The sequence below is a fragment of the Streptosporangiales bacterium genome, assembly GCA_009379955.1.
Classification (GTDB): domain Bacteria; phylum Actinomycetota; class Actinomycetes; order Streptosporangiales; family WHST01; genus WHST01.
Genome location: WHST01000132.1, coordinates 1 through 17,522, shown reverse-complemented (window position 1 = coordinate 17,522; position 17,522 = coordinate 1). Strand labels below are relative to the sequence as shown.

The following is a 17,522-nucleotide window of genomic DNA, read 5'->3' as shown; positions in this document are numbered from 1 at the left end:
GCACTGGAGAAAGACGTCCGCGAATGGATCAAGATGTGGAACGAGGACCCGAAACCGTTCGTGTGGAAGAAGACCGCGGAGGAAATCCTCGACTCCCTCGCACGATATATCACACGAATTTCCGGCGGGCGACACTAGTCCTTAGGGAGCTTGTCCGGGTCCACCTTGATGCTGGCGAGGACGTCGGCGAACTGGTCGGCGTCGTCGGCGGTGGCGAACACGTGGACGCCGAACTTGCCGCCCCGGCCGATCATCATCGCCTCGACGTAGCGTTTGGGTCCGCAGCTCTCGACGTACGTCCACACTACGCCGGACCGGAACCGGTCGTTCGGCTGGTACATGTCGTCGACGTGATCACAGTTCGAGGCCGGCCAGCTGTCGGGAGCATATATCTCCATCACCTCCTGGGGATCGTCGTCGCCGAGGTCGAGGTCGGCTGCGAGGGTGATGCCCGGATCCTCCAGGGTGGTCTGCCCACTGGTCAGCACGAGGGCGTCCCCCGCCGTGCCGTAGTCGGACGCGTAGTCCACGTCGACCACGGGGCTGCGGGAGCCCTTGTCCCACGCGCGGGGAATCGTCACCTCGACGGCGCCGTCCTTCGACTCGATGGTCGTGTGTCTCGTCTGGAAGTAGACGACGCCGGCGACGAGGAGGAGTACGAGCGCACCGCACCCCGCGACGAGGGTGACGAGTGTGCGCCGGCGGGTTGCCGGACGTCGGTCGCCGGGCTGGGTGGGCTCCGCGAGCTGCGACCACGGAGGGCTCGGTGGCTGCCGGTCGGAGTGCATCGCTGTCGGGTCACCGGACGGAGCGGAGGTGCCGGAGAGGTGGCCGAGGACGTCGGCGTAGGTCCTGGCGTCGGGCCAGCGCGCGTCGCGGTGCGGCTCGAGGGCGCGCATCACGACCGTGTCGACGTCAGGACCGATGTCCGCGCGCAGTGTGCTCGGTGGTGCGGGCGTCTGGCCGGACGACGGGGAGACCGGCGCGTGTCCGGTGAGCATCCGGTACGTCAGCGCGCCGAGCGTATAGACGTCGGCGCGCTGGTCGAGGTCGCCCCCGACCGCGGACTGCTCCGGTGCCATGTAACCGGGCGTTCCGGCGGCGACGGTGAAGCCCGACGCGTGGGCCATTGCCTTGACCAGCCCGAGGTCGGCGATCATCAGCTGCTCGCCGGTGGCGGTGGACCGGAACAGGATGTTGGAGGGCTTGATGTCGCGATGCAACATGCCGTGGTCGTGCAGGACCTGCACGGCGCGGGCCGTCTCGGCCGCGTACCAGAGCGTCTGACCCACCGGCAGCCCGTCGGACGTCAGCCTGTCGGCCAGCGTGCCGCGGTCGGCGTAGCTCATCACGAAGTACGGCCGCCCGTCGCCGAGCGTGTCGATGTCGTAGACACGCGCGACGCGGTCGGAGTCGGTACGGCGCAGCGCCCTGGCCTCCTGCAGGAACCTGTCCTGCACGTCGAGACGCCTGACCCAGTTCTCGGCGAGCACCTTCACCGCGACGTCGTTGTCGAGCCGCTCGTCGTACCCACGCCAGACCGTCGCGAAGCCGCCAGACCCGATCTGCTCACGGATCTGGTAGCGCCCCATCCGCTCCGGTGTGGCCATCGCCCTCCGCCCGTCACCCTCCCTGACGGCCACGACCCTAGCGGCGGCGGCAGGTGGCGAAGAGCTCCACCTCCGGCGGCGCGCCGTCGGTCGCGGGGGCGTAGGTGAGGTCGCGGAGGTCGTCGACGTCGAAGCCGTTGTCCTCCAGTACGTCGCGCAGGTCGTCGCGGGCGTAACCGCTGACCCGGACGTCGCTGCCGAGGAACGGGATCGTGACGTCGTCGAGGTCGGCCTCGACCATCGCCAGGACGAGCAGCCCGCCGGGGGCGAGGAGGTCGTGTACGCGCCGCAGGGCGGTCGGGATCTCGCCGCGGGGGAGCATCAGGAGCGAGAAGAACGCGACCGCCGCGTCGAAGGTGCCGAGGGACTCGTCGAGGTCGAGGATGTCGAGCTGCCGGAGGTCGGCCTCGGGGACGTTCTCGCGGGCGAGCGCGAGCATGCCGGGGGAGATGTCGACGCCGGTCACCACGTGGCCCGCGTCGAGGAGCCGGCGGGCGGTCGGGACGCCGGTGCCGCAGCCGACGTCGAGGACGGTCGCGCCGGGCGGCAGGTGGGCGATGAGCCAGTCGGTCGCGTCGACCTGGCCCTCCTTGTGGGGGAAGGCCTCGTCGTAGCGGGCGCCGATCTCGTCGAACGCGGCGGCCTGCGCGGCCTGGCGCCTCGACCGGTCGGCCGCAGGTGGGGGATCCGTAGCCATCGGCCCAGTCTGCCGGGCGGCGTGCGGCGGCTCCCGCCGGGCCTTGACGGCGGTGGACGCGCCCTCCTACGGTCTCCGAAACGAGACAAAGTGTCCGCGTGAGCGGTCACTCGCCGTAGGCTGAGGGGAGCTGTCGTGAAGGCGTGCGTGCTGACCGACCTGCACCGGCTGGAGATCCAGGACCGGCCGGACCCGCGGGCGGGCGCGCACCACGTGGTCGTCCGGGTCGAGGCCGCCAGCCTGTGCGGCACCGACGTCCACCAGTACGAGGGCACGCTGCCGACCGAGCTGCCGCGGGTGCTGGGGCACGACTTCGGCGGCACCGTGGTCGAGGTCGGGCCGGACGTCACCGGTGTCGCGACCGGCACCCGGGTCGTCGTGAAGCCGTCGTTCCCGTGCGGCACGTGCGAGCTGTGCGCGCGGGGCGGGCACGAGCACTGCGAGAACAAGAAGCTCATCGGGCTGTGGTCCGACGGCTGCATGGCCGAGTACATGGCCGTGCCGGTGGCGAACCTCGTGCCGATCCCCGACGGCGTCACGACGGAGAGCACGGCCAACCTCGAACCGTTCGCCGTCGCGCTCAACACCATGCGACGCCTCCAGCCGGAGATCGGCGAGTGGGCGGTCGTCCTCGGCTGCGGTCCGATCGGCCTCGCGCAGATCGCCATGGCGCGGATCGCCGGCGCGCGCGTGATCGCGGTCGACCTCCGCGCCGAGGCGCTGGATCTGGCCAGGACGTTCGGCGCGGAGCAGCTCGTCGACGCGTCCGTGGGCGACGTGCACGAGGCCGTCCTCGGGCTGACGGGCGACGGCGCGGACATCGTCATCGAGGCCGCGGGGACGAAGCCCACCGTGGGCGCGATGGTCGGCCTGGCCCGCAAGCACGGTCGGCTCGCGAACGTCGGCATCCAGACGACGATGGGCAGCATCGACCTCATCCCGTACATGATGAAATGCCTGACCATGCACGGCATCGGCGGCAACGGCGGCAAGGGCCAGTACGAGACCTGCCTGCGGCTCACCGCCGAGGGTGTCATCAGGCCGGACACGCTCATCACCCATCGCGCGCCGCTGGCCGACGCTCGCGAGCTCTTCGAGCTGGCGAGCGAGAAGCGTGAGGGTGTCATCAAGGCGGTTCTCGTCCCGTAGCACGTGTGCTCGACCAGATAGGAGGACGCTCATGACCCAGGCATCCGACGGATCGGCGGATCTGCGCCGCTACCAGATGCACATCGGCGGGCGGCACGTCGACGCCGTGTCGGGCGCCACGTTCGCGAGCCTCAACCCGTACACCGGAGCGGCATGGGCCGAGGTGCCCGACGCCGACGAGACCGACGTCGACCTCGCCGTACGCAGCGCGCGCGAGGCGCTGGCCGGACCGTGGGGGGAGCTGCAGGGGGTCGAGCGGTCGAGGCTGCTGCGCCGTCTCGGTGACATCGTCGCGCGGGAGGCGGACGCGCTCGCCGCCGTCGAGACCCGTGACAACGGCAAGCTGCTGCGCGAGATGTCGGGCCAGATGCACTACCTGCCCGAGTGGTTCTACTACTTCGCCGGTCTCGCCGACAAGATCCAGGGCGAGGTGATCCCCAACGGGCGGGCGAACTTCCTCACCTACACCAGGCACGAGCCCGTCGGCGTCGTCGGCGCGATCGTGCCGTGGAACTCGCCGCTGCTGCTGATGGTCTGGAAGCTCGCGCCGGCGCTCGCCGCCGGGTGCACGTTCGTCGTCAAGCCGTCCGACTACACGCCGGTGTCGACGCTGGCGTTCGCCGAGCTGGTGGAGGAGGCAGGCTTCCCGCCCGGCGTCTTCAACGTGGTCACCGGCCGGGGACCGGCCTCGGGCAAGGCGCTCGCCGCCCATCCCGACGTCGACAAGGTCGCGTTCACCGGGTCCACCGCGACGGGCGCGGACGTCGCCGCGTCCGCCGCCCAGCACCTCGCGCGCGTCTCGCTCGAGCTCGGGGGCAAGTCGGCGCAGGTCGTCTTCGCCGACGCCGACCTCGACGCCGCCGCGAACGGCGTCATCGCCGGGGTGTTCGCGGCCACGGGACAGACCTGCATGGCGGGGTCGCGGCTGCTGGTGCACGAGGACGTCCATGACGCGCTCGTCGAGCGGATCGTCGCGCGCGCCAACACCGTCAAGCTCGGCGACCCGGCCGATCCGGAGACCGAGATGGGCCCGGTGTCGAACCAGGCGCAGTACGACAAGGTGCTGCACTACCTCGACGCCGCCGAGGCCGAGGGCGGCACGATCGCGTGCGGCGGCGCCGCGGGTCCCGAGGTCGGCGGGCTGTTCGTCCGGCCGACCGTGGTGACAGGTGCCAGGTCCGGCATGAAGGTCGTCGACGAGGAGATCTTCGGCCCGGTCGTCGCGGTGATCCCGTTCACGACCGAGGACGAGGCGATCGCCGCGGCGAACTCGACGCCGTACGGCCTCGCCGGTGCGGTGTGGACCAAGGACGTGCACCGGGCGCACCGCGTCGCGCACCGGCTGCGTGCCGGCTCGGTCTGGGTCAACGCGTACCGCGTCGTCGCGCCTGGTGTGCCGTTCGGCGGCTTCAAGCTCAGCGGCATCGGGCGCGAGAACGGCATCGACGCGATCCGCGAGTACACCGAGACGAAGGCGATCTGGGTGGAGCTCTCCGGGGACACGCGCGACCCGTTCGTGCTCGGCTGAGGAGCGACACCTTGACTGCCCCCGTCGCGGACCAGGCGCGCCGTACGCCACTCGTCGTCATCGTCCTGTGCTGGGGCACGATCCTGTTCGACGGCTACGACCTCACCGTGTACGGCGCGATCGTCCCTTCACTGCTGCGCGACCCGGTGTGGCACCTGACGCCCGCCCAGGCCGGCGCGATCGGCAGCTACGCGCTGATGGGCATGCTCGTCGGCGCCCTCGTCGTCGGCACGGTCACCGACATGGTCGGGCGCCGCAAGCTGGTCATCGCCTGCCAGGTGTGGTTCTCGATCGCGATGGGCTTCGCCGCGTTCGCTCCCACTCCGGAGCTGCTCGGGCTGTTCCGGTTCGTCGCCGGCGTCGGGCTCGGCGGCGTCATGCCCACCATCACGGCGCTGACACTGGAGTACGCACCGGTCAGGCGTCGGCAGTTCGTCTACGCGGTCATGTACACGGGGTACTCCGTCGGTGGCGTCCTCGCCGCGCTCCTCGCCGTCCCGCTCATCCCTGCGTTCGGCTGGCGGGTGATGCTCGGGATCGGTGTCGCGCCGTTGCTCCTGCTCGTCCCCGTCAGCGTCAAGCTCCTGCCGGAGTCGGTCTCGTTCCTGCGCGCCAAGGGACGCGTCGCGGAGGCCCAGGCGGTCGAGGCGCGCCTCGGGGTGACCGCGGCGCCGGTCGACCCGACGGTCGAGGCCGGGGCGGAGGACGAGGCGCCGCGGGGCAGGTTCGCGTCCGTCGCGCAGCTGTTCCGGCGCAGCTACGTCGTCGGCACGGTGATGCTGTGGGCGGCGGCGTTCCTCGGCCTGCTGCTCGTGTACGGCCTCGCGACCTGGCTGCCCGAGATCATGCGCCGGTCGGGCTTCCCGCTGGGCTCCGCACTGCTCGTGCTCACTTCGCTCAACGTCGGCGCGGTCGTCGGCACGATCGCCGCCGCGCGCATCGGCGACAGGTACGGCTCCAAGGTCGTGCTGATGATCTCGTTCGCCGCCGCGGCGATCGCCAACCTGTTGCTCAGCCTCAAGTTCGGGCTCGGCGTCAACCTGCTGCTCGTCGCACTCGCCGGGTTCGGCTCGATCGGCACAGCGATCCTGATGAACGCGTACGTCGCGTCGTTCTACCCGGTGAGCAGCCGTGCGACCGGCGTCGGCTGGTCGCTCAGCGTCGGCCGGCTCGGCGCGATCCTCGGTCCCGTCATCGGCGGGTTCATCGTCGGCTCGACGTTGGCAGTCGAGTGGAACTTCTACGTCTTCGGCATCGCCGCGGTGCTCGGCGCGGTGCTGGTGGCGCTCGTCCCGCGCTCGCCGACCGAGCGCCTCACCCGCGAAGAGACCCAGCGCGGGTGAGGTGTCTCGTCTCAGGGACAGGTGTCGTCGGCCTGCCCGTCCCGAACCACGCCACCAGGTTGTCGACGCACAGCCGCCCCATCGCGTCACGCGTCTGGACGCTGGCGGAGCCCACGTGCGGCAGCAGGACGACGTGCTCCAGGTCGATCAGGGCCTGGGGTACGTGCGGCTCGTCCGCGTAGACATCCAGGCCGGCGCTCCTGATCGTGCCCGACCGCAGTGCCTCGACGAGCGCTGCCTCGTCGACGACCGAGCCCCTGGCCACGTTGACCACGACTCCTTCTGGCCCCAGGGCCGCCAACACCTCGGCGTCGACCAGACCTCTGGTGGCGTCTCCTCCCGGTATGGCGATCACCAGGGTGTCGACGGCGTGCGCCATCGCGAGCAGCGTCGGGTAGTAGGTGTAGGGCGAGTCCTTCTCGTTCCGGTTGTGGTACGCGACGGCGAGCCCGAACACCTCTGCTCGCCTTGCGATCGCCTCGCCGACGCGACCGAGACCGAGGATCCCCAGGGTGCGTCCCGCCATCGTCATGGGCGTCAGCGGGTACGAGCCGTTCGGCCAGCGCCCGGCGCGCAGGTATCGCTCCGCCCGGGGAGCTCGCGGACGGTCATGAGCAACAGGGCGATCGCCGTGTCCGCGACCTCGTCGTCGAGCACTCCGGGGGTGTTCGTCACCGCCACACCGCGACGCGCCGCCTCGGCCGCGTCGATCGTCTCGTAACCGACGCCGAAGTTGGCGACGATCTCGAGGTTGGGCAGGCGGTCCATCAGGGACGCGTCCACTCTGGCGTGGCCCGCAGCGATCGCCTGTACGTCCTTGCCGCGCGAGTCGAGGACCACGTCCTGGTCGTCGGCCTCCCAGAGCCTGATCACCTCGAAGTGCGCGGCGCAGCCCGCCGTCACGACGTCGTTCATCCGGTGGGGCATCAGCACGACGGGTGCGGTCATCGACACGTCTCCTATGCGCCGGGGATGATCATCGTGCCATCCAGCCGCCGTCGACGGCGAGCACGTGGCCCGAGACGTAGTCGGAGGCGTGCGAGGCGAGAAACACGGCGGCGCCGCTGATGTCGCGCGGTGTTCCCCAGCGGCCGGCCGGGATCCGCGCCAGGATCTCGGCACTGCGTTCCGGGTCCGCCCGCAGCGCCTCGGTCGTGCGGGTCGCGATGTAGCCGGGCGCCAGTGCGTTGACCTGGACGTTGCGCGGCGCACACTCGTTCGCGAACGCCTTGGTCAGTCCGACGAGTCCGTGCTTGCTGGCGGTGTACGACGTGACCAGGTGCCCGCCCTGGAAGCTCAGCATCGACGCGATGTTGATGATCTTGCCGCTCCCGCGGACGAGCATCGGCGCTGCCACATGGCGGCTGAGCGTGAACGCGGCCGTCAGGTTCACCTCCAGCACCTCGCGCCAGTTCTCGTCGCTGAACTCCAGGGCGGGCTGGCGGCGGATGATGCCGGCGGCGTTCACCAGGATGTCGATCCGGTGCGAGGTCAGCACGTCGCCGACGACCTCGGGGATGTCGTCACCACGTGACAGGTCCAGACGACGGCAGTCAGCACTGCGTCCCAGCGCCGATACCCGCCCGACCGTCTCGTCGAGGTTGTCCCGCTCCGAGGTCAGCACCAGGTCGGCGCCGGTCTCCGCGAGACCCACCGCGATCGCCTGCCCGATACCGGTCGCGCCACCCGTGACGAGGGCGACGCGACCGTGCAGGTCGAACGGGGATCCCATCTGCCGTGACGGCCTAGTAGGCCACGTCCGGCGCGGTGATGCCGGCGGTCTCGCAGTGCTCGAGGTAGCGGCGCAGCTTCGACCTGGCGTCCTCGATGTAGAGCTGCTCGCCGTTCTCGTCCACGTACTCGATGTCGCCGTGGATGGAGAACAGGGTGAGCATCGGGTGGTCCTCGTCCTCGACGTCGGCCACCAGCGTGTGCACGTCACCTCTGGGCTCGTACACGAAGTCGCCGGGGTTGGCCGTCCACTCGTGCTCCAGGTAGTGCCAGCTGCCCTGGATGACCCAGCCCTCGACCTCGGAGAGGTGCCGGTGGCGGTTGACGATCCCGCCGGTGGTCACCTTCAGCAGGTTGATCCAACGGTTCTGCTCCACCGAGATGCGCAGCGGCTTGAACCAGACGTTCCCCGATCCCTGCGGTACCCAGGGGATGTCCGCGGACCGTGCGACGACGTCGGTGAGTGGGCCAGAAGCTGACATGCTCATGTGGCGATGCTAGGAAAGGGCGCTGCCGGTGTGAACCGCGATCTGCGTCTGCCCGTTATCCGCCGGGCGGATCGTCGGCGCGCGCTGTCCTGGGGGCAGCGGGAAGGTACCGGTGGGCCTCGGCGCCTTCACCACGTGCTCGAGCAGGACGCATGCCGCCCTGGCCAGGTAGCGGTGCGGGTCCCAGAAGATCCCGACCGTACGGCCCCGTTCCAGTGGGCCGACCCGGGCGGTCACGAGTCCGCTGGTGTCGGAGACGCGCATCGCGAGTGCGTTGGTGAATCCGACGCCGAGACCGGCGCGGACGAAGTTCGCCAGGGTCTGCGGTTGGTCGGTCTGCCAGGCGATGCGCGGCGGATGCTCCGCCTGCTTGAGAGCGGCGAGCGTCTCGTACTCGGCGTCCGCGCCGAACTGCCCGATCGTCACCAGGGGGTGCCCGGTCAGCTCCGTCAGCTCGATCGGCTCCGGCACGCCGGCCAGTGGGTGGTCGGCGGGGAAGACAGCGACAAGGGGCTCACGCCACAGCGGCCGGTAGGCCAGTCCCTCGGTGTTCTGCTGGGGCGCGAGTGCGCGCAGCGCCAGGTGCAGCTCACCGGAGTTGAGCGACTCGGCCAGGTCGACCGTGGCCTGCTCGACCAGGTCCACCCGCACCTGCGGGTAGCGGGCACTGAACGACGTCATCAGCTCGGGCAGGAACGCGGCGCTCGCGCTGGGGTAGCTGCCCAGCACGATGTTGCCGCGGGTCACGCCGATGACCGCCTCGATGTCCGCCACGCCGCGGCCCAACGCGGCCAGCACCTCGCGTGCGTGCGGCAGGTACGCCTCGCCGGCGTCGGTCAGCACGATCGGACGGTGCCTGCGGTCGAAGAGCGTCGCTCCGAGCGCCTGCTCGAGGCCGGCGACGTGTGCGCTGACCCGCGACTGGGACCGGTGGACGGTGCCGGCGGCCGCGCTGAAGCTGCCGCTGTCGACCACGGCCACGAACGTCTCGAGCCAGGCGACGTGCTCGATCCTCGCCATGGTTCACCTCACCGCACCTTCGAGCGGTCGAGCCGGAACGTCTCATCCGGCCCGTGGGAACTTAGTAGTCGAAGCATGCCATTGACCCGGATCGTGCGGCGCGCCCAACATGGTTCGTCATCGCCTGCCTCCGTTCGTCACAGGAGGAAACATGCCGAATCACCCTCAGACCGGCAGCACGTCACGGCGTAGGCACCACTCCGCGATCGTCCGCATGGCCGCGCTCGTCGGGTCGGCCGGCCTCGTCCTCGCCGCCTGCGGTGGTGGTGGCGGCGGAGCGGGCACCGAGTCGGCGTCCGGCGAGACGTGCGACAAGGCACCGAACTACCCGCGTGGACCCGTCCAGCTCGTCGTGCCATGGGCGGCGGGCGGTGGCACGGACAGCGTCGCACGCTTCGTCGGCAGTGAGCTCGCCACGCTGCTCGACAACCAGGTCAACGTCGTGAACCGCACCGGTGGCAGCGGTGCCGTCGGACACTCGGCGATCGCCAACGGCCGACCCGACGGTTCGACCATCGGTCTCGTGACGGTCGAGCTCACGATGATGCACTGGCAGGGTCTCACCGAGCTCGACCACGAGGACGTCACGCCCGTCGCGCAGGTCAACTCCGACGCGTCCGGGATCACCGTCAGAGCCGATGCGCCGTGGAACACCGCCCAGGACCTCATCGATGCGGCGAAGAAGGACCCGGGCAAGCTCACCGCGTCCGGCACCGGTCGTGGCGGGATCTGGGATCTCGCGCTCAAGGGCATGCTGATCGAGGCCGGGGTCGACCCGGACGCGATCCGGTTCGTGCCGAGCGAGGGTGCTGCGCCCGCACTGCAGGAGCTCGTCGCCGGAGGCGTGGACGTGTCCACCGCCAGCCTGGTGGAGAACAAGACCATGATCGATGCGAAGAAGGCCAAGCCCATCGGCGTGATGGCGAAGAAGCGGGACGCCGCCTATCCGGACCTGCCCACGCTGGCGGAGAAGGGCATCGACTTCGAGATGTCCGCGTGGCGCGGCATCGCCGGCCCCAAGGGGATGGACACGCGCATCGTCGCCGAGTTGGCCTGCCACCTCGACGAGATCGTCCACGGCAAGGCGTACCAGGGCTTCATGAAGAAGTCCGGCTTCGGCATCACCTGGCGGAACGCCGAGGACTTCGGCAAGTTCATGACCCAGCAGGACACGTCCAAGGGCCAGATCATGAAACGGGCGGGGCTCGCATCGTGACCACCCCCGCGCGCATCGTGGGGGAGGACGAACGTTGGCGCTCCGGTCTCGGGGACCTCGTCAGCGGCGCCGTGTCGGCACTCTTCGGCGCGACCGTCTTGGTGTACGTCCAGGGCTTCCCCCGGCTCGAGGACGGCTCGCCCGGGCCGGCGTTGTTCCCCGGCATCGTCGGCGGGCTCTTCGTCCTCTTCGGCTCGGTCCTGGTCGGGCGCTGGATCAGGCACCGCGTCACCAGGGCAGGGACGAGCGAGGAGCCCCGAGGTGACGTCACCGTCCCGTCGCGGACGGCCTGGATCAACGCCGCCGCTGTGGTCGGTTCGATCGTCTTCTACCTGCTCGTCGTCGACGTCCTCGGGTCCACCCTCACCATCGGCATCTGCCTCTTCGCTCTGGCGTGGCGGCTGGGTGCTCGCGTGTGGGTGGCGCTGGTCTCGGCGGTGGTCACGGCGACGTTGATCTACCTCGTCTTCGAGCGGCTGCTGCTGGTCCCGCTGCCCGACGGAGTCCTGGGCTGATGTCCTGCGCCAGAGGTTGTGTGCCGCTGCCGGCGTCCAGGTGGGTGCATCGCAAGGCGGAGGTAGGCCCTCGTACTGGGTGTACTTGGGCTCTGCCGACAACGCAGCGAGGTGCCCGCCTGGGCGTCGGCAGGGGCGCACGTACTCCTGGCGCAGGACATTAGGGGCTCCCGTCGTGTTCCACACCCTGGGCATGGCGCTCGAGACGCTGCTCGACCCGACCCTGGTGGTCGTGGTGCTGCTGTCGGGCGTCTACGGACTCTTCATCGGTGCCATCCCGGGGCTGACCGCCACACTCGCGACGGCGCTGCTCGTGCCCATCGCGTTCTTCCTCGAACCACTGCCGGCGATCGCGTCCATCATCACGATGTCGGCCATGGCCATCTTCGCCGGCGACATCCCGTCCGCGCTCGTGCGGATGCCGGGCACGCCGGCCAGCGCCGCCTACACCGAGGACGCCTACCGGATGACCCAGTCAGGCAAGGGCGCACTGGTGCTCGGCGTAGGGCTCGTCGGGTCTGCGATCGGTGGCATCGTCGGTGCCGCCGTCCTGATCGTCGCCGCCCCGTTGCTGGCGGAGTTCGCGCTGCGGTTCACCTCGTACGAGTACTTCTGGGTGGCCGTCCTCGGGCTGACGGCCGCGGTCATCATCTCCCGCGGTTCCCAGGTCAAGGGCGCGATCGCCCTGTCGATCGGGCTCTTCCTCTCCACGGTGGGTCTCGACGTCTCGCTGGGCTATGCCAGGTTCACGTTCGGGCAGGAGCCGCTGCTGGCCGGAATCAGCTTCATCCCGGCGATGATCGGTCTGTTCGGGCTCTCGGAGGTGCTGCGCAACGTCATCGACCCGGCGGCGAGTCGGGTGCGAGTGAGGATGAGGACCAAGGGCGCGTTCCGCGAGACCCTGCGAACGCTCTGGCGTTACAAGAAGAGCGTGGTCAGCGGCAACCTGATCGGCAGTGCCGTCGGTGCCCTGCCGGGCGCCGGCGGCGACGTGGCGGCGTGGGTCTCGTACGCGGCGACGAAGAACGCCTCGAAGGAGGGTCATCTCTTCGGCAAGGGCGACGGCCACATCGAACCCATCGTCTCCGCCGGTTCCGCGAACAACGCCGCGCTCGCCTCGGCGTACGTGCCCGCCCTCGTCTTCGGCATACCGGGTGACACGATCACGGCGATCCTGATCGGCGTGCTCTTCGTGAAGGGCGTGCAGCCGGGTCCCAGCCTGTTCACCGATCAGGCGCCCATGCTGTACGGGATCTACCTGATCTTCATCGTGGCGAACCTGTTGCTCATCCCGCTCGGATACGCGGCGATCCGCGCCAGCGGCCACCTGCTGCGCGTGCCGCGGTCGGTGCTGATGCCGATCATCGTCGCCTTCTGCATCGTCGGATCCTTCGCCATCAACAACGGCAAGCTCGAGATCATGGTGATGGTCGTGCTGGGCATCCTGGGCTACCTGCTGGAGAAGGTCGACATCCCGGTCGCGCCGGTCGTGCTCGGTCTGGTCCTCGGACCGATCGTCGAGAAGAACTTCATGCAGAGCGTGATCAAGACCAACTGGGACCTGAGCCTGTTCCTCACCCGGCCCATCAGCGCCGTCCTCATGGTCACCTGCTTCCTGGTCCTCGCCTACCCGTTCCTCCGGTCGTTGCTCGGCCGAATCACCCGAAAGTCCGCCTAACGCAAGGACGCACCATGGCCACAGCCGAAGTCGCACCGACGGATCCGTACACCCTGACCGCCGACGGCATCCGGGAGCCGCCGGTCGGCTGGCGGAAGAGCGTCAGGTACCTGGGACCCGGCCTGATCCTCAGCGCCTCCATCGTGGGGTCGGGCGAGCTCATCGCCACCACCACGTTGGGAGCCCAGGCGGGCTTCGTCCTGCTCTGGCTGGTCATGGTCAGCACACTCGTGAAGGTCGCCGTCCAGATCGAGCTGGCCCGCTGGACCATCGCCACGGGCAAGCCGGCGCTGACCGGGTACGGCGAGGTGCCGCCCAGGCTCGGTCGGATCGGCTGGGTCAACGTGCTGTGGATCGTGCTGGCGCTGAGCAAGCTGCTGCAGCTCGGCGGCATCATCGGGGGCGTGGCCGTGGCCTGCAGTGTGCTGCTGCCGCTGGGCAGCGAACCGTTGGGCCGTACGTCGCTGACGATCTGGACGGTCTTCCTGGTGATCATCAGCATCGTGATGCTCTACTCGAGCAGGTACACGTTCATCGAGCGGGGAGCCGCGGCGCTGGTCGCCGTCTTCTCCTTCCTCACCGTCGTCGTCGCGGTCGGCCTGCCCGCCACCGAGTTCGCCTACAGCGCGAGCGACCTCGCCTCCGGGTTGACGTTCCTGATCCCGGCGGGTGCGCTCGGCGCGGCTCTCGCGATGTTCGGCATCACCGGCGTCGGTGCCGACGAGATCACGTTCTACACCTACTGGTGCGTGGAGAAGGGTTACGCGCGTTGGGCAGGTCCGAACGACGGGTCGGCCGAGTGGGTACGCAGGGCCAACGGCTGGATCAAGGTGATGAAGAAGGACGCCGTCGTCTCGTGGGTCATCTACACGTTCAGCACGCTGGCGTTCTACCTGATGGGTGCCGCCGTGCTCCAGCCGCAGGGGCTCGTCCCCGAGGGCAACGAGATGATCACCACGCTGTCGAACATCTACACCGGAGCTCTCGGCGACTGGGCGAACGTCCTGTTCCTGGTCGGCGCGATCGCGGTGCTCGGCTCGACGATGTGGGCAGCCATCCCCAGCTGGTCACGGATGTACGCGAACCTGCTCTCCAGCGTCGGGGTGTTCGACTGGAAGGACCCGGTGCCGCGGAGGCGATGGGTCCGGCGCTTCACCGTCGCCCTGCCCATCCTGTGGGGGATCGCCTACCTCTACTTCCAGTCCCCGGTCCTGATGGTGCAGATCGGCGGCGTGATGACCGGGATCTTCCTGGTCGTCGTGGTGATCGCCGTGTGGTACCTGCGCGGGAAGGAGACCGACGCCCGACTGCACGGCACCAGGTGGTTCACGGTGTGGCTCACGGTCAGCAGCGTCGCGATCGCGGCGCTCGGCGTCTACAGCATCCTCACGGTCTTCGGCGTGGAGCTCACCTGACGCCGGTCTCGATGTGGTGGACCGCACGTCTGGCCTCGAACCGCCGGTCGTCGGAGCCGTCGAACGGCAGCGCCTCGAGGTTCCAACTCCACGAGACCGTCGGCGTGATCCGCAGGTACGTTCCCGGCCCGAACATCCCGGTGTGCTCGACGAAGTCGCCTGTCCCGTAGACCCGGAGAAACCGCGGTGTCCAGGGGGCGGTAGTGACCAGGTCGTCCCAGAGCAGCACGATCTTGTCGTTGCCCGCGGCGACGTTCAGGAACTTCCTCGTCTTCGCCGGCTCCAGCCCGCCGCCGACATAGAAGTACGTGCCGTCGTACTCGATGCCGATCGGCACGGCGTCCGGTTGGCCGTCGGCGGCGACCGTGCCGATCCGGCCCACCGGTTGCGTGCGCACGTAGTCGATCTCCTCCGATGTGAACGACATGTCGTGCATCTCCCTTCGAAGCGTCAGGCTCTCCCGCCGGAGCGGTCGGTAAAGTACTACGCACATGGCAACAGGTAAAACGATGGTTTTACTCCCGGCTGGGGGGGATCTTCTTGGTGACCGCGGGCGGCAGGCAGGACAAGCGGCGGGCCATCCTCGACGGCGCGCTGACGGAGTTCGCGCGGGACGGATACTCCCGAGCGAGCGTGGACGCGATCGCGCAGGGCGCCTCCGTGTCCACGCGAACGATCTACAACCACTTCCGCGGCAAGGCCGAGCTCTTCGAGACCGTCATCCGGGAAAGCGCCACACGCGTCGCCGATGCTCAGGTCGCGATCATCGAGCGGCACCTGGACAAGATCCTCGACCTCGAAAGCGACCTCGTGGTGTTCGGCCGGGATCTCGCAAGCCCGATGACCGGCTACCGCGACCACTTCTCTCTCGTCCGGCAGGTCAACGCCGAGCTCGAGCACATCCCTCGCCCGGCGTTCGACGCCTGGCAGCGGGCCGGACCGCGACGGGTCGTAGCCTCACTCGCAGACCACCTGTGCCGGATCGCCGACCAGGGGCTGCTGAGGCTCGACGCCCCCGAGGGCGCTGACAGCTCCGATGGCTCGGACCAGCCTGCCGAACAGGCCGCCACGCACCTCATGCTGCTCGTGCAGGGCGCGGTGCCGTTCCACCACGGGGCCGGAACCAACCGTGAGGCACAACTGGATCGGATCGTCAGAGCCGGTGTGCGGGTCTTCCTGCACGGTTACCACACCTGAGCATGCCGGCCTCGCCGCGCGTGAGCAGCAGATAGCCGACCTCGATGCCGCGCGCCGTCCAGCGGGCGACGGCTGCGGACGTGCCGTACTCCGCATCGTCGGGGTGCGCGACGACGCAGAGCACGCGCCGGAAGGAATCATCGGGCAGGGCAGGCAGCGGCTCGGTCACCCGACATGCCTCGATGCGCTCACGCGCTCTCGGTCCACCTCGTCGCGGACCAGAGGCATGACGAGCCAGCTGAGGTGAAGCACCGCTGCACATTGCGATTCGGGTGTTCCCATCGCCTGCAGCATGTGGGAACCCCCGACTCACGGTGTGAACACCACGGCCAGGTCTAGCCGGGGCGACGCAGGGCGCGGCCGAGGAGCTTGTGTGCCACCGAGCGCCACAGCGGACGGAATGCGTAGACGCCGGCGAGGCGCAGCCGGGTGGCCGTGAGGTACGCGGGGATGCGGGAGAGCGTCGCGGCGTCGGGGGCGCAGCCGGTGAGCAGGCCGTCGCGTGCGGCCTCGGCCTGGTGCGGCAGGAGCAGTCCCTGCAGCACCCGCAGTTCGAGGTGGCCGAGCAGGTTCGCGACGTCGAGCGCGCGCTCCCCGACCGCGAGCGTGTCGAGGTCGAGCAGGCCGAGCAGCCGGCCGGTCGCGAGCACGAGCTGCTTGTCGTGCAGGTCGCGGTGCAGGACGCCGATCGACCCCGGCCGTCTCGCCCGCAGCTCGGCGAGCGTGTGGTCGACGTCGACGGGCGGGAGCAGGCCATGGCGCTCGGCGGCGTACAGCCAGTGGACGGTGCTCACGTACTCGGCGCAGGCGTCGTAGCGCGGGAGGTCGGCGCCGGGGAGGCCGTTGTGCATCCTGCGCACGGCGACGCCGACGGCGTTCCAGACGCGGCGGACCTCCTCGGCCGGCCACGACCGGTCGGTGCCCTGCTCGTGCAGCGTCGGCCCGGCGACCTCCGACCACACGAGCACGCCGCTGTCGGCGTGGTGCCGGACGAGCCGCGGCACGGTCACCACGCCGGCGGCCCGCTCGTCGACGAGCCGCGCCTTCGCGACGAGGTCGAGCGAGCGCCCCCGGCGGACGACCTTCGCGTAGCGCACCGCGTCGCCCTCGGGCATCCGCACCACGGCCCGCCGCCCGGGGCGGTGCGCGACGAGGCTGCTGCCGGGACGCCGCAGCAGCGTCGCGAGCGCCGGCAGCCGATGGTCGGCGCCGTCCGGTTGGAGGAGCACGCTGGACTCGGGGACGGCCTCACCGGGAGCCGGCGTGCGCGCGGCCACGTGCGCGAGCTCGCCGCGGTCGGCGAACCACTGCCCGGCGACGCGGCTGCCGTCGTCGCCGCCGAGCTCCAGCAGCACGTGCCCGTCGCTGCGCGGCCATGCGCGCCGCACGCGCAACGTGCGCCCGGACGACGGGACGGTCACAGCGTCAGGACACCGCGCCGTGTCGGGGGATGTGGTCGTCATGAGCGGGGTGTCCGTTCCGCGAGGCGGTGGGCGGCGCGCACGTAGGCGTCGACGAAGGTGGGCCAGTCGTCGGCGTGGGTGCGGAACGGCTCGACCGCACGCTTCAGCAGGGCGACGGCGGCGTGGTGGTCGAGACGGCGGAGCAGCGGCGCTCGCGTGGCTGCGGGAAAGCCGTCGAGCAGCGGCGCCAGCACCTCGCGGGGCTCCGCGTCCGCGGGGGCACGCTCCGCGACGACTTCGGCGGCGAACCAGCTCGCGAGGTCGACGGCCGGGTCGTCGACGGTGGCGCGGTCGAGATCGAGCAGGCGGAGCTCGTCGGGGCAGACGAGCACCTGGTCGGTGGAGAAGTCGCCGTGCACCGTCGTGCGGGGAGCGGGCGACCCGGCGAGCGCGGCGCGGGCCGAGCGCGCGGACTCTCCCGCCGCGCGCGCGGCGCCGGGGACCGCCGCGGCGATCGCGCGGACGGCGTCCG

General features: G+C 70.1%; 17 protein-coding genes and 2 pseudogenes. 9 read left to right on the top strand and 10 right to left on the bottom strand.

Features of this window, described 5'->3' with window-relative positions; all coding sequences use genetic code 11:
* Window positions 1-138: IS630 family transposase (locus tag GEV10_27465; GenBank protein MQA82164.1), on the top strand; the 138-nt coding region annotated here is incomplete at its 5' end.
* Here GEV10_27465 and GEV10_27460 read toward each other — a convergent pair.
* Window positions 135-1,610, bottom strand: a complete 1,476-nt coding sequence (locus GEV10_27460) for a protein kinase (GenBank protein ID MQA82163.1) — start codon at window positions 1,608-1,610, stop codon at window positions 135-137. The genes GEV10_27465 and GEV10_27460 overlap by 4 nt on opposite strands.
* A gap of 37 nt (window positions 1,611-1,647) precedes the next feature.
* On the bottom strand, window positions 1,648-2,307 hold the full coding sequence (locus tag GEV10_27455) for a methyltransferase domain-containing protein (protein MQA82162.1): 660 nt from the start codon (window positions 2,305-2,307) through the stop codon (window positions 1,648-1,650).
* 135 nt (window positions 2,308-2,442) lie between these two features.
* On the opposite strand from GEV10_27455, the gene GEV10_27450 reads away from it, so the two are divergent.
* Genes GEV10_27450 through GEV10_27440 form a run of 3 tightly spaced genes read left to right on the top strand, consistent with a single transcriptional unit; the run spans window position 2,443 to window position 6,327 of the window.
* Entirely contained in the window at window positions 2,443-3,456 is a 1,014-nt protein-coding gene (locus GEV10_27450; GenBank protein ID MQA82161.1) for an alcohol dehydrogenase catalytic domain-containing protein, read from the top strand.
* 31 nt (window positions 3,457-3,487) lie between these two features.
* Window positions 3,488-4,984, top strand: coding sequence for an aldehyde dehydrogenase family protein (locus GEV10_27445; GenBank protein ID MQA82160.1), 1,497 nt, complete (start codon window positions 3,488-3,490; stop codon window positions 4,982-4,984).
* 59 nt (window positions 4,985-5,043) lie between these two features.
* Window positions 5,044-6,327, top strand: coding sequence for an MFS transporter (locus tag GEV10_27440; protein MQA82159.1), 1,284 nt, complete (start codon window positions 5,044-5,046; stop codon window positions 6,325-6,327).
* On the opposite strand, the pseudogene GEV10_27435 reads toward GEV10_27440, so the two are convergent.
* The 4 genes and pseudogenes from GEV10_27435 to GEV10_27420 form a co-directional block, all read right to left on the bottom strand.
* Window positions 6,299-7,275 (bottom strand): annotated as a pseudogene (locus tag GEV10_27435) (2-hydroxyacid dehydrogenase). The gene GEV10_27440 and the pseudogene GEV10_27435 overlap by 29 nt on opposite strands.
* Before the next feature lie 28 nt (window positions 7,276-7,303).
* Window positions 7,304-8,059, bottom strand: coding sequence for a 2-dehydro-3-deoxy-D-gluconate 5-dehydrogenase KduD (gene kduD / locus GEV10_27430; GenBank protein MQA82158.1), 756 nt, complete (start codon window positions 8,057-8,059; stop codon window positions 7,304-7,306).
* 13 nt (window positions 8,060-8,072) lie between these two features.
* Window positions 8,073-8,546, bottom strand: a complete 474-nt coding sequence (locus tag GEV10_27425) for a cupin (GenBank protein ID MQA82157.1) — start codon at window positions 8,544-8,546, stop codon at window positions 8,073-8,075.
* 9 nt (window positions 8,547-8,555) lie between these two features.
* A complete protein-coding gene (locus tag GEV10_27420; GenBank protein ID MQA82156.1) occupies window positions 8,556-9,566 on the bottom strand; it encodes a LysR family transcriptional regulator in 1,011 nt (336 codons plus the stop codon).
* Window positions 9,567-9,717: 151 nt separating this feature from the next.
* Between GEV10_27420 and GEV10_27415 the strand changes: the two genes are divergently transcribed.
* The 4 genes from GEV10_27415 to GEV10_27400 all read left to right on the top strand — a co-directional run bounded on the left by GEV10_27415 (window position 9,718) and on the right by GEV10_27400 (window position 14,390).
* Window positions 9,718-10,782, top strand: a complete 1,065-nt coding sequence (locus tag GEV10_27415; protein ID MQA82155.1) for a tripartite tricarboxylate transporter substrate binding protein — start codon at window positions 9,718-9,720, stop codon at window positions 10,780-10,782.
* Window positions 10,563-11,297 carry a hypothetical protein gene (locus GEV10_27410; protein ID MQA82154.1) on the top strand — a complete coding sequence of 245 codons (735 nt, stop codon included), beginning with the start codon at window positions 10,563-10,565 and terminating at the stop codon, window positions 11,295-11,297. Before GEV10_27415 ends, GEV10_27410 begins: the two co-directional genes overlap by 220 nt.
* 193 nt (window positions 11,298-11,490) lie before the next feature.
* On the top strand, window positions 11,491-12,975 hold the full coding sequence (locus tag GEV10_27405; GenBank protein ID MQA82153.1) for a C4-dicarboxylate ABC transporter permease: 1,485 nt from the start codon (window positions 11,491-11,493) through the stop codon (window positions 12,973-12,975).
* A gap of 14 nt (window positions 12,976-12,989) precedes the next feature.
* A complete protein-coding gene (locus GEV10_27400; protein ID MQA82152.1) occupies window positions 12,990-14,390 on the top strand; it encodes a divalent metal cation transporter in 1,401 nt (466 codons plus the stop codon).
* Here GEV10_27400 and GEV10_27395 read toward each other — a convergent pair.
* A complete protein-coding gene (locus tag GEV10_27395; protein ID MQA82151.1) occupies window positions 14,383-14,817 on the bottom strand; it encodes a PPOX class F420-dependent oxidoreductase in 435 nt (144 codons plus the stop codon). The two genes, GEV10_27400 and GEV10_27395, sit on opposite strands and share 8 nt — an antisense overlap.
* Window positions 14,818-14,933: 116 nt before the next feature.
* On the opposite strand from GEV10_27395, the gene GEV10_27390 reads away from it, so the two are divergent.
* Window positions 14,934-15,587 (top strand): TetR family transcriptional regulator, encoded by a 654-nt coding sequence (locus tag GEV10_27390; GenBank protein MQA82150.1) that lies wholly within the window; start codon window positions 14,934-14,936, stop codon window positions 15,585-15,587.
* Between the two features lies 1 nt (window position 15,588).
* Here the strand turns inward: GEV10_27390 and GEV10_27385 are convergent.
* The 3 genes and pseudogenes from GEV10_27385 to GEV10_27375 form a co-directional block, all read right to left on the bottom strand.
* Window positions 15,589-15,756 (bottom strand): annotated as a pseudogene (locus GEV10_27385) (PIG-L family deacetylase).
* A gap of 166 nt (window positions 15,757-15,922) precedes the next feature.
* On the bottom strand, window positions 15,923-17,050 hold the full coding sequence (locus tag GEV10_27380; protein MQA82149.1) for a hypothetical protein: 1,128 nt from the start codon (window positions 17,048-17,050) through the stop codon (window positions 15,923-15,925).
* On the bottom strand, window positions 17,047-17,522 hold a 476-nt coding region (locus GEV10_27375; GenBank protein ID MQA82148.1), incomplete at its 5' end, for a phosphotransferase. The genes GEV10_27380 and GEV10_27375, both read right to left, overlap by 4 nt.

Bases quoted from the DNA above. Each gene is read 5' to 3' on its own strand.
- GEV10_27455 (MQA82162.1), bottom strand. From the start codon at position 2,307: ATGGCTACGGATCCCCCACCTGCGGCCGACCGGTCGAGGCGCCAGGCC.
- GEV10_27420 (MQA82156.1), bottom strand. From the start codon at position 9,566: ATGGCGAGGATCGAGCACGTCGCCTGGCTCGAGACGTTCGTGGCCGTG.
- GEV10_27380 (MQA82149.1), bottom strand. From the start codon at position 17,050: ATGACGACCACATCCCCCGACACGGCGCGGTGTCCTGACGCTGTGACC.
- GEV10_27395 (MQA82151.1), bottom strand. From the start codon at position 14,817: ATGTCGTTCACATCGGAGGAGATCGACTACGTGCGCACGCAACCGGTG.
- GEV10_27400 (MQA82152.1), top strand. From the start codon at position 12,990: ATGGCCACAGCCGAAGTCGCACCGACGGATCCGTACACCCTGACCGCC.
- GEV10_27415 (MQA82155.1), top strand. From the start codon at position 9,718: ATGCCGAATCACCCTCAGACCGGCAGCACGTCACGGCGTAGGCACCAC.
- kduD (MQA82158.1), bottom strand. From the start codon at position 8,059: ATGGGATCCCCGTTCGACCTGCACGGTCGCGTCGCCCTCGTCACGGGT.
- GEV10_27460 (MQA82163.1), bottom strand. From the start codon at position 1,610: ATGGCCACACCGGAGCGGATGGGGCGCTACCAGATCCGTGAGCAGATC.
- GEV10_27405 (MQA82153.1), top strand. From the start codon at position 11,491: ATGGCGCTCGAGACGCTGCTCGACCCGACCCTGGTGGTCGTGGTGCTG.
- GEV10_27445 (MQA82160.1), top strand. From the start codon at position 3,488: ATGACCCAGGCATCCGACGGATCGGCGGATCTGCGCCGCTACCAGATG.
- GEV10_27425 (MQA82157.1), bottom strand. From the start codon at position 8,546: ATGAGCATGTCAGCTTCTGGCCCACTCACCGACGTCGTCGCACGGTCC.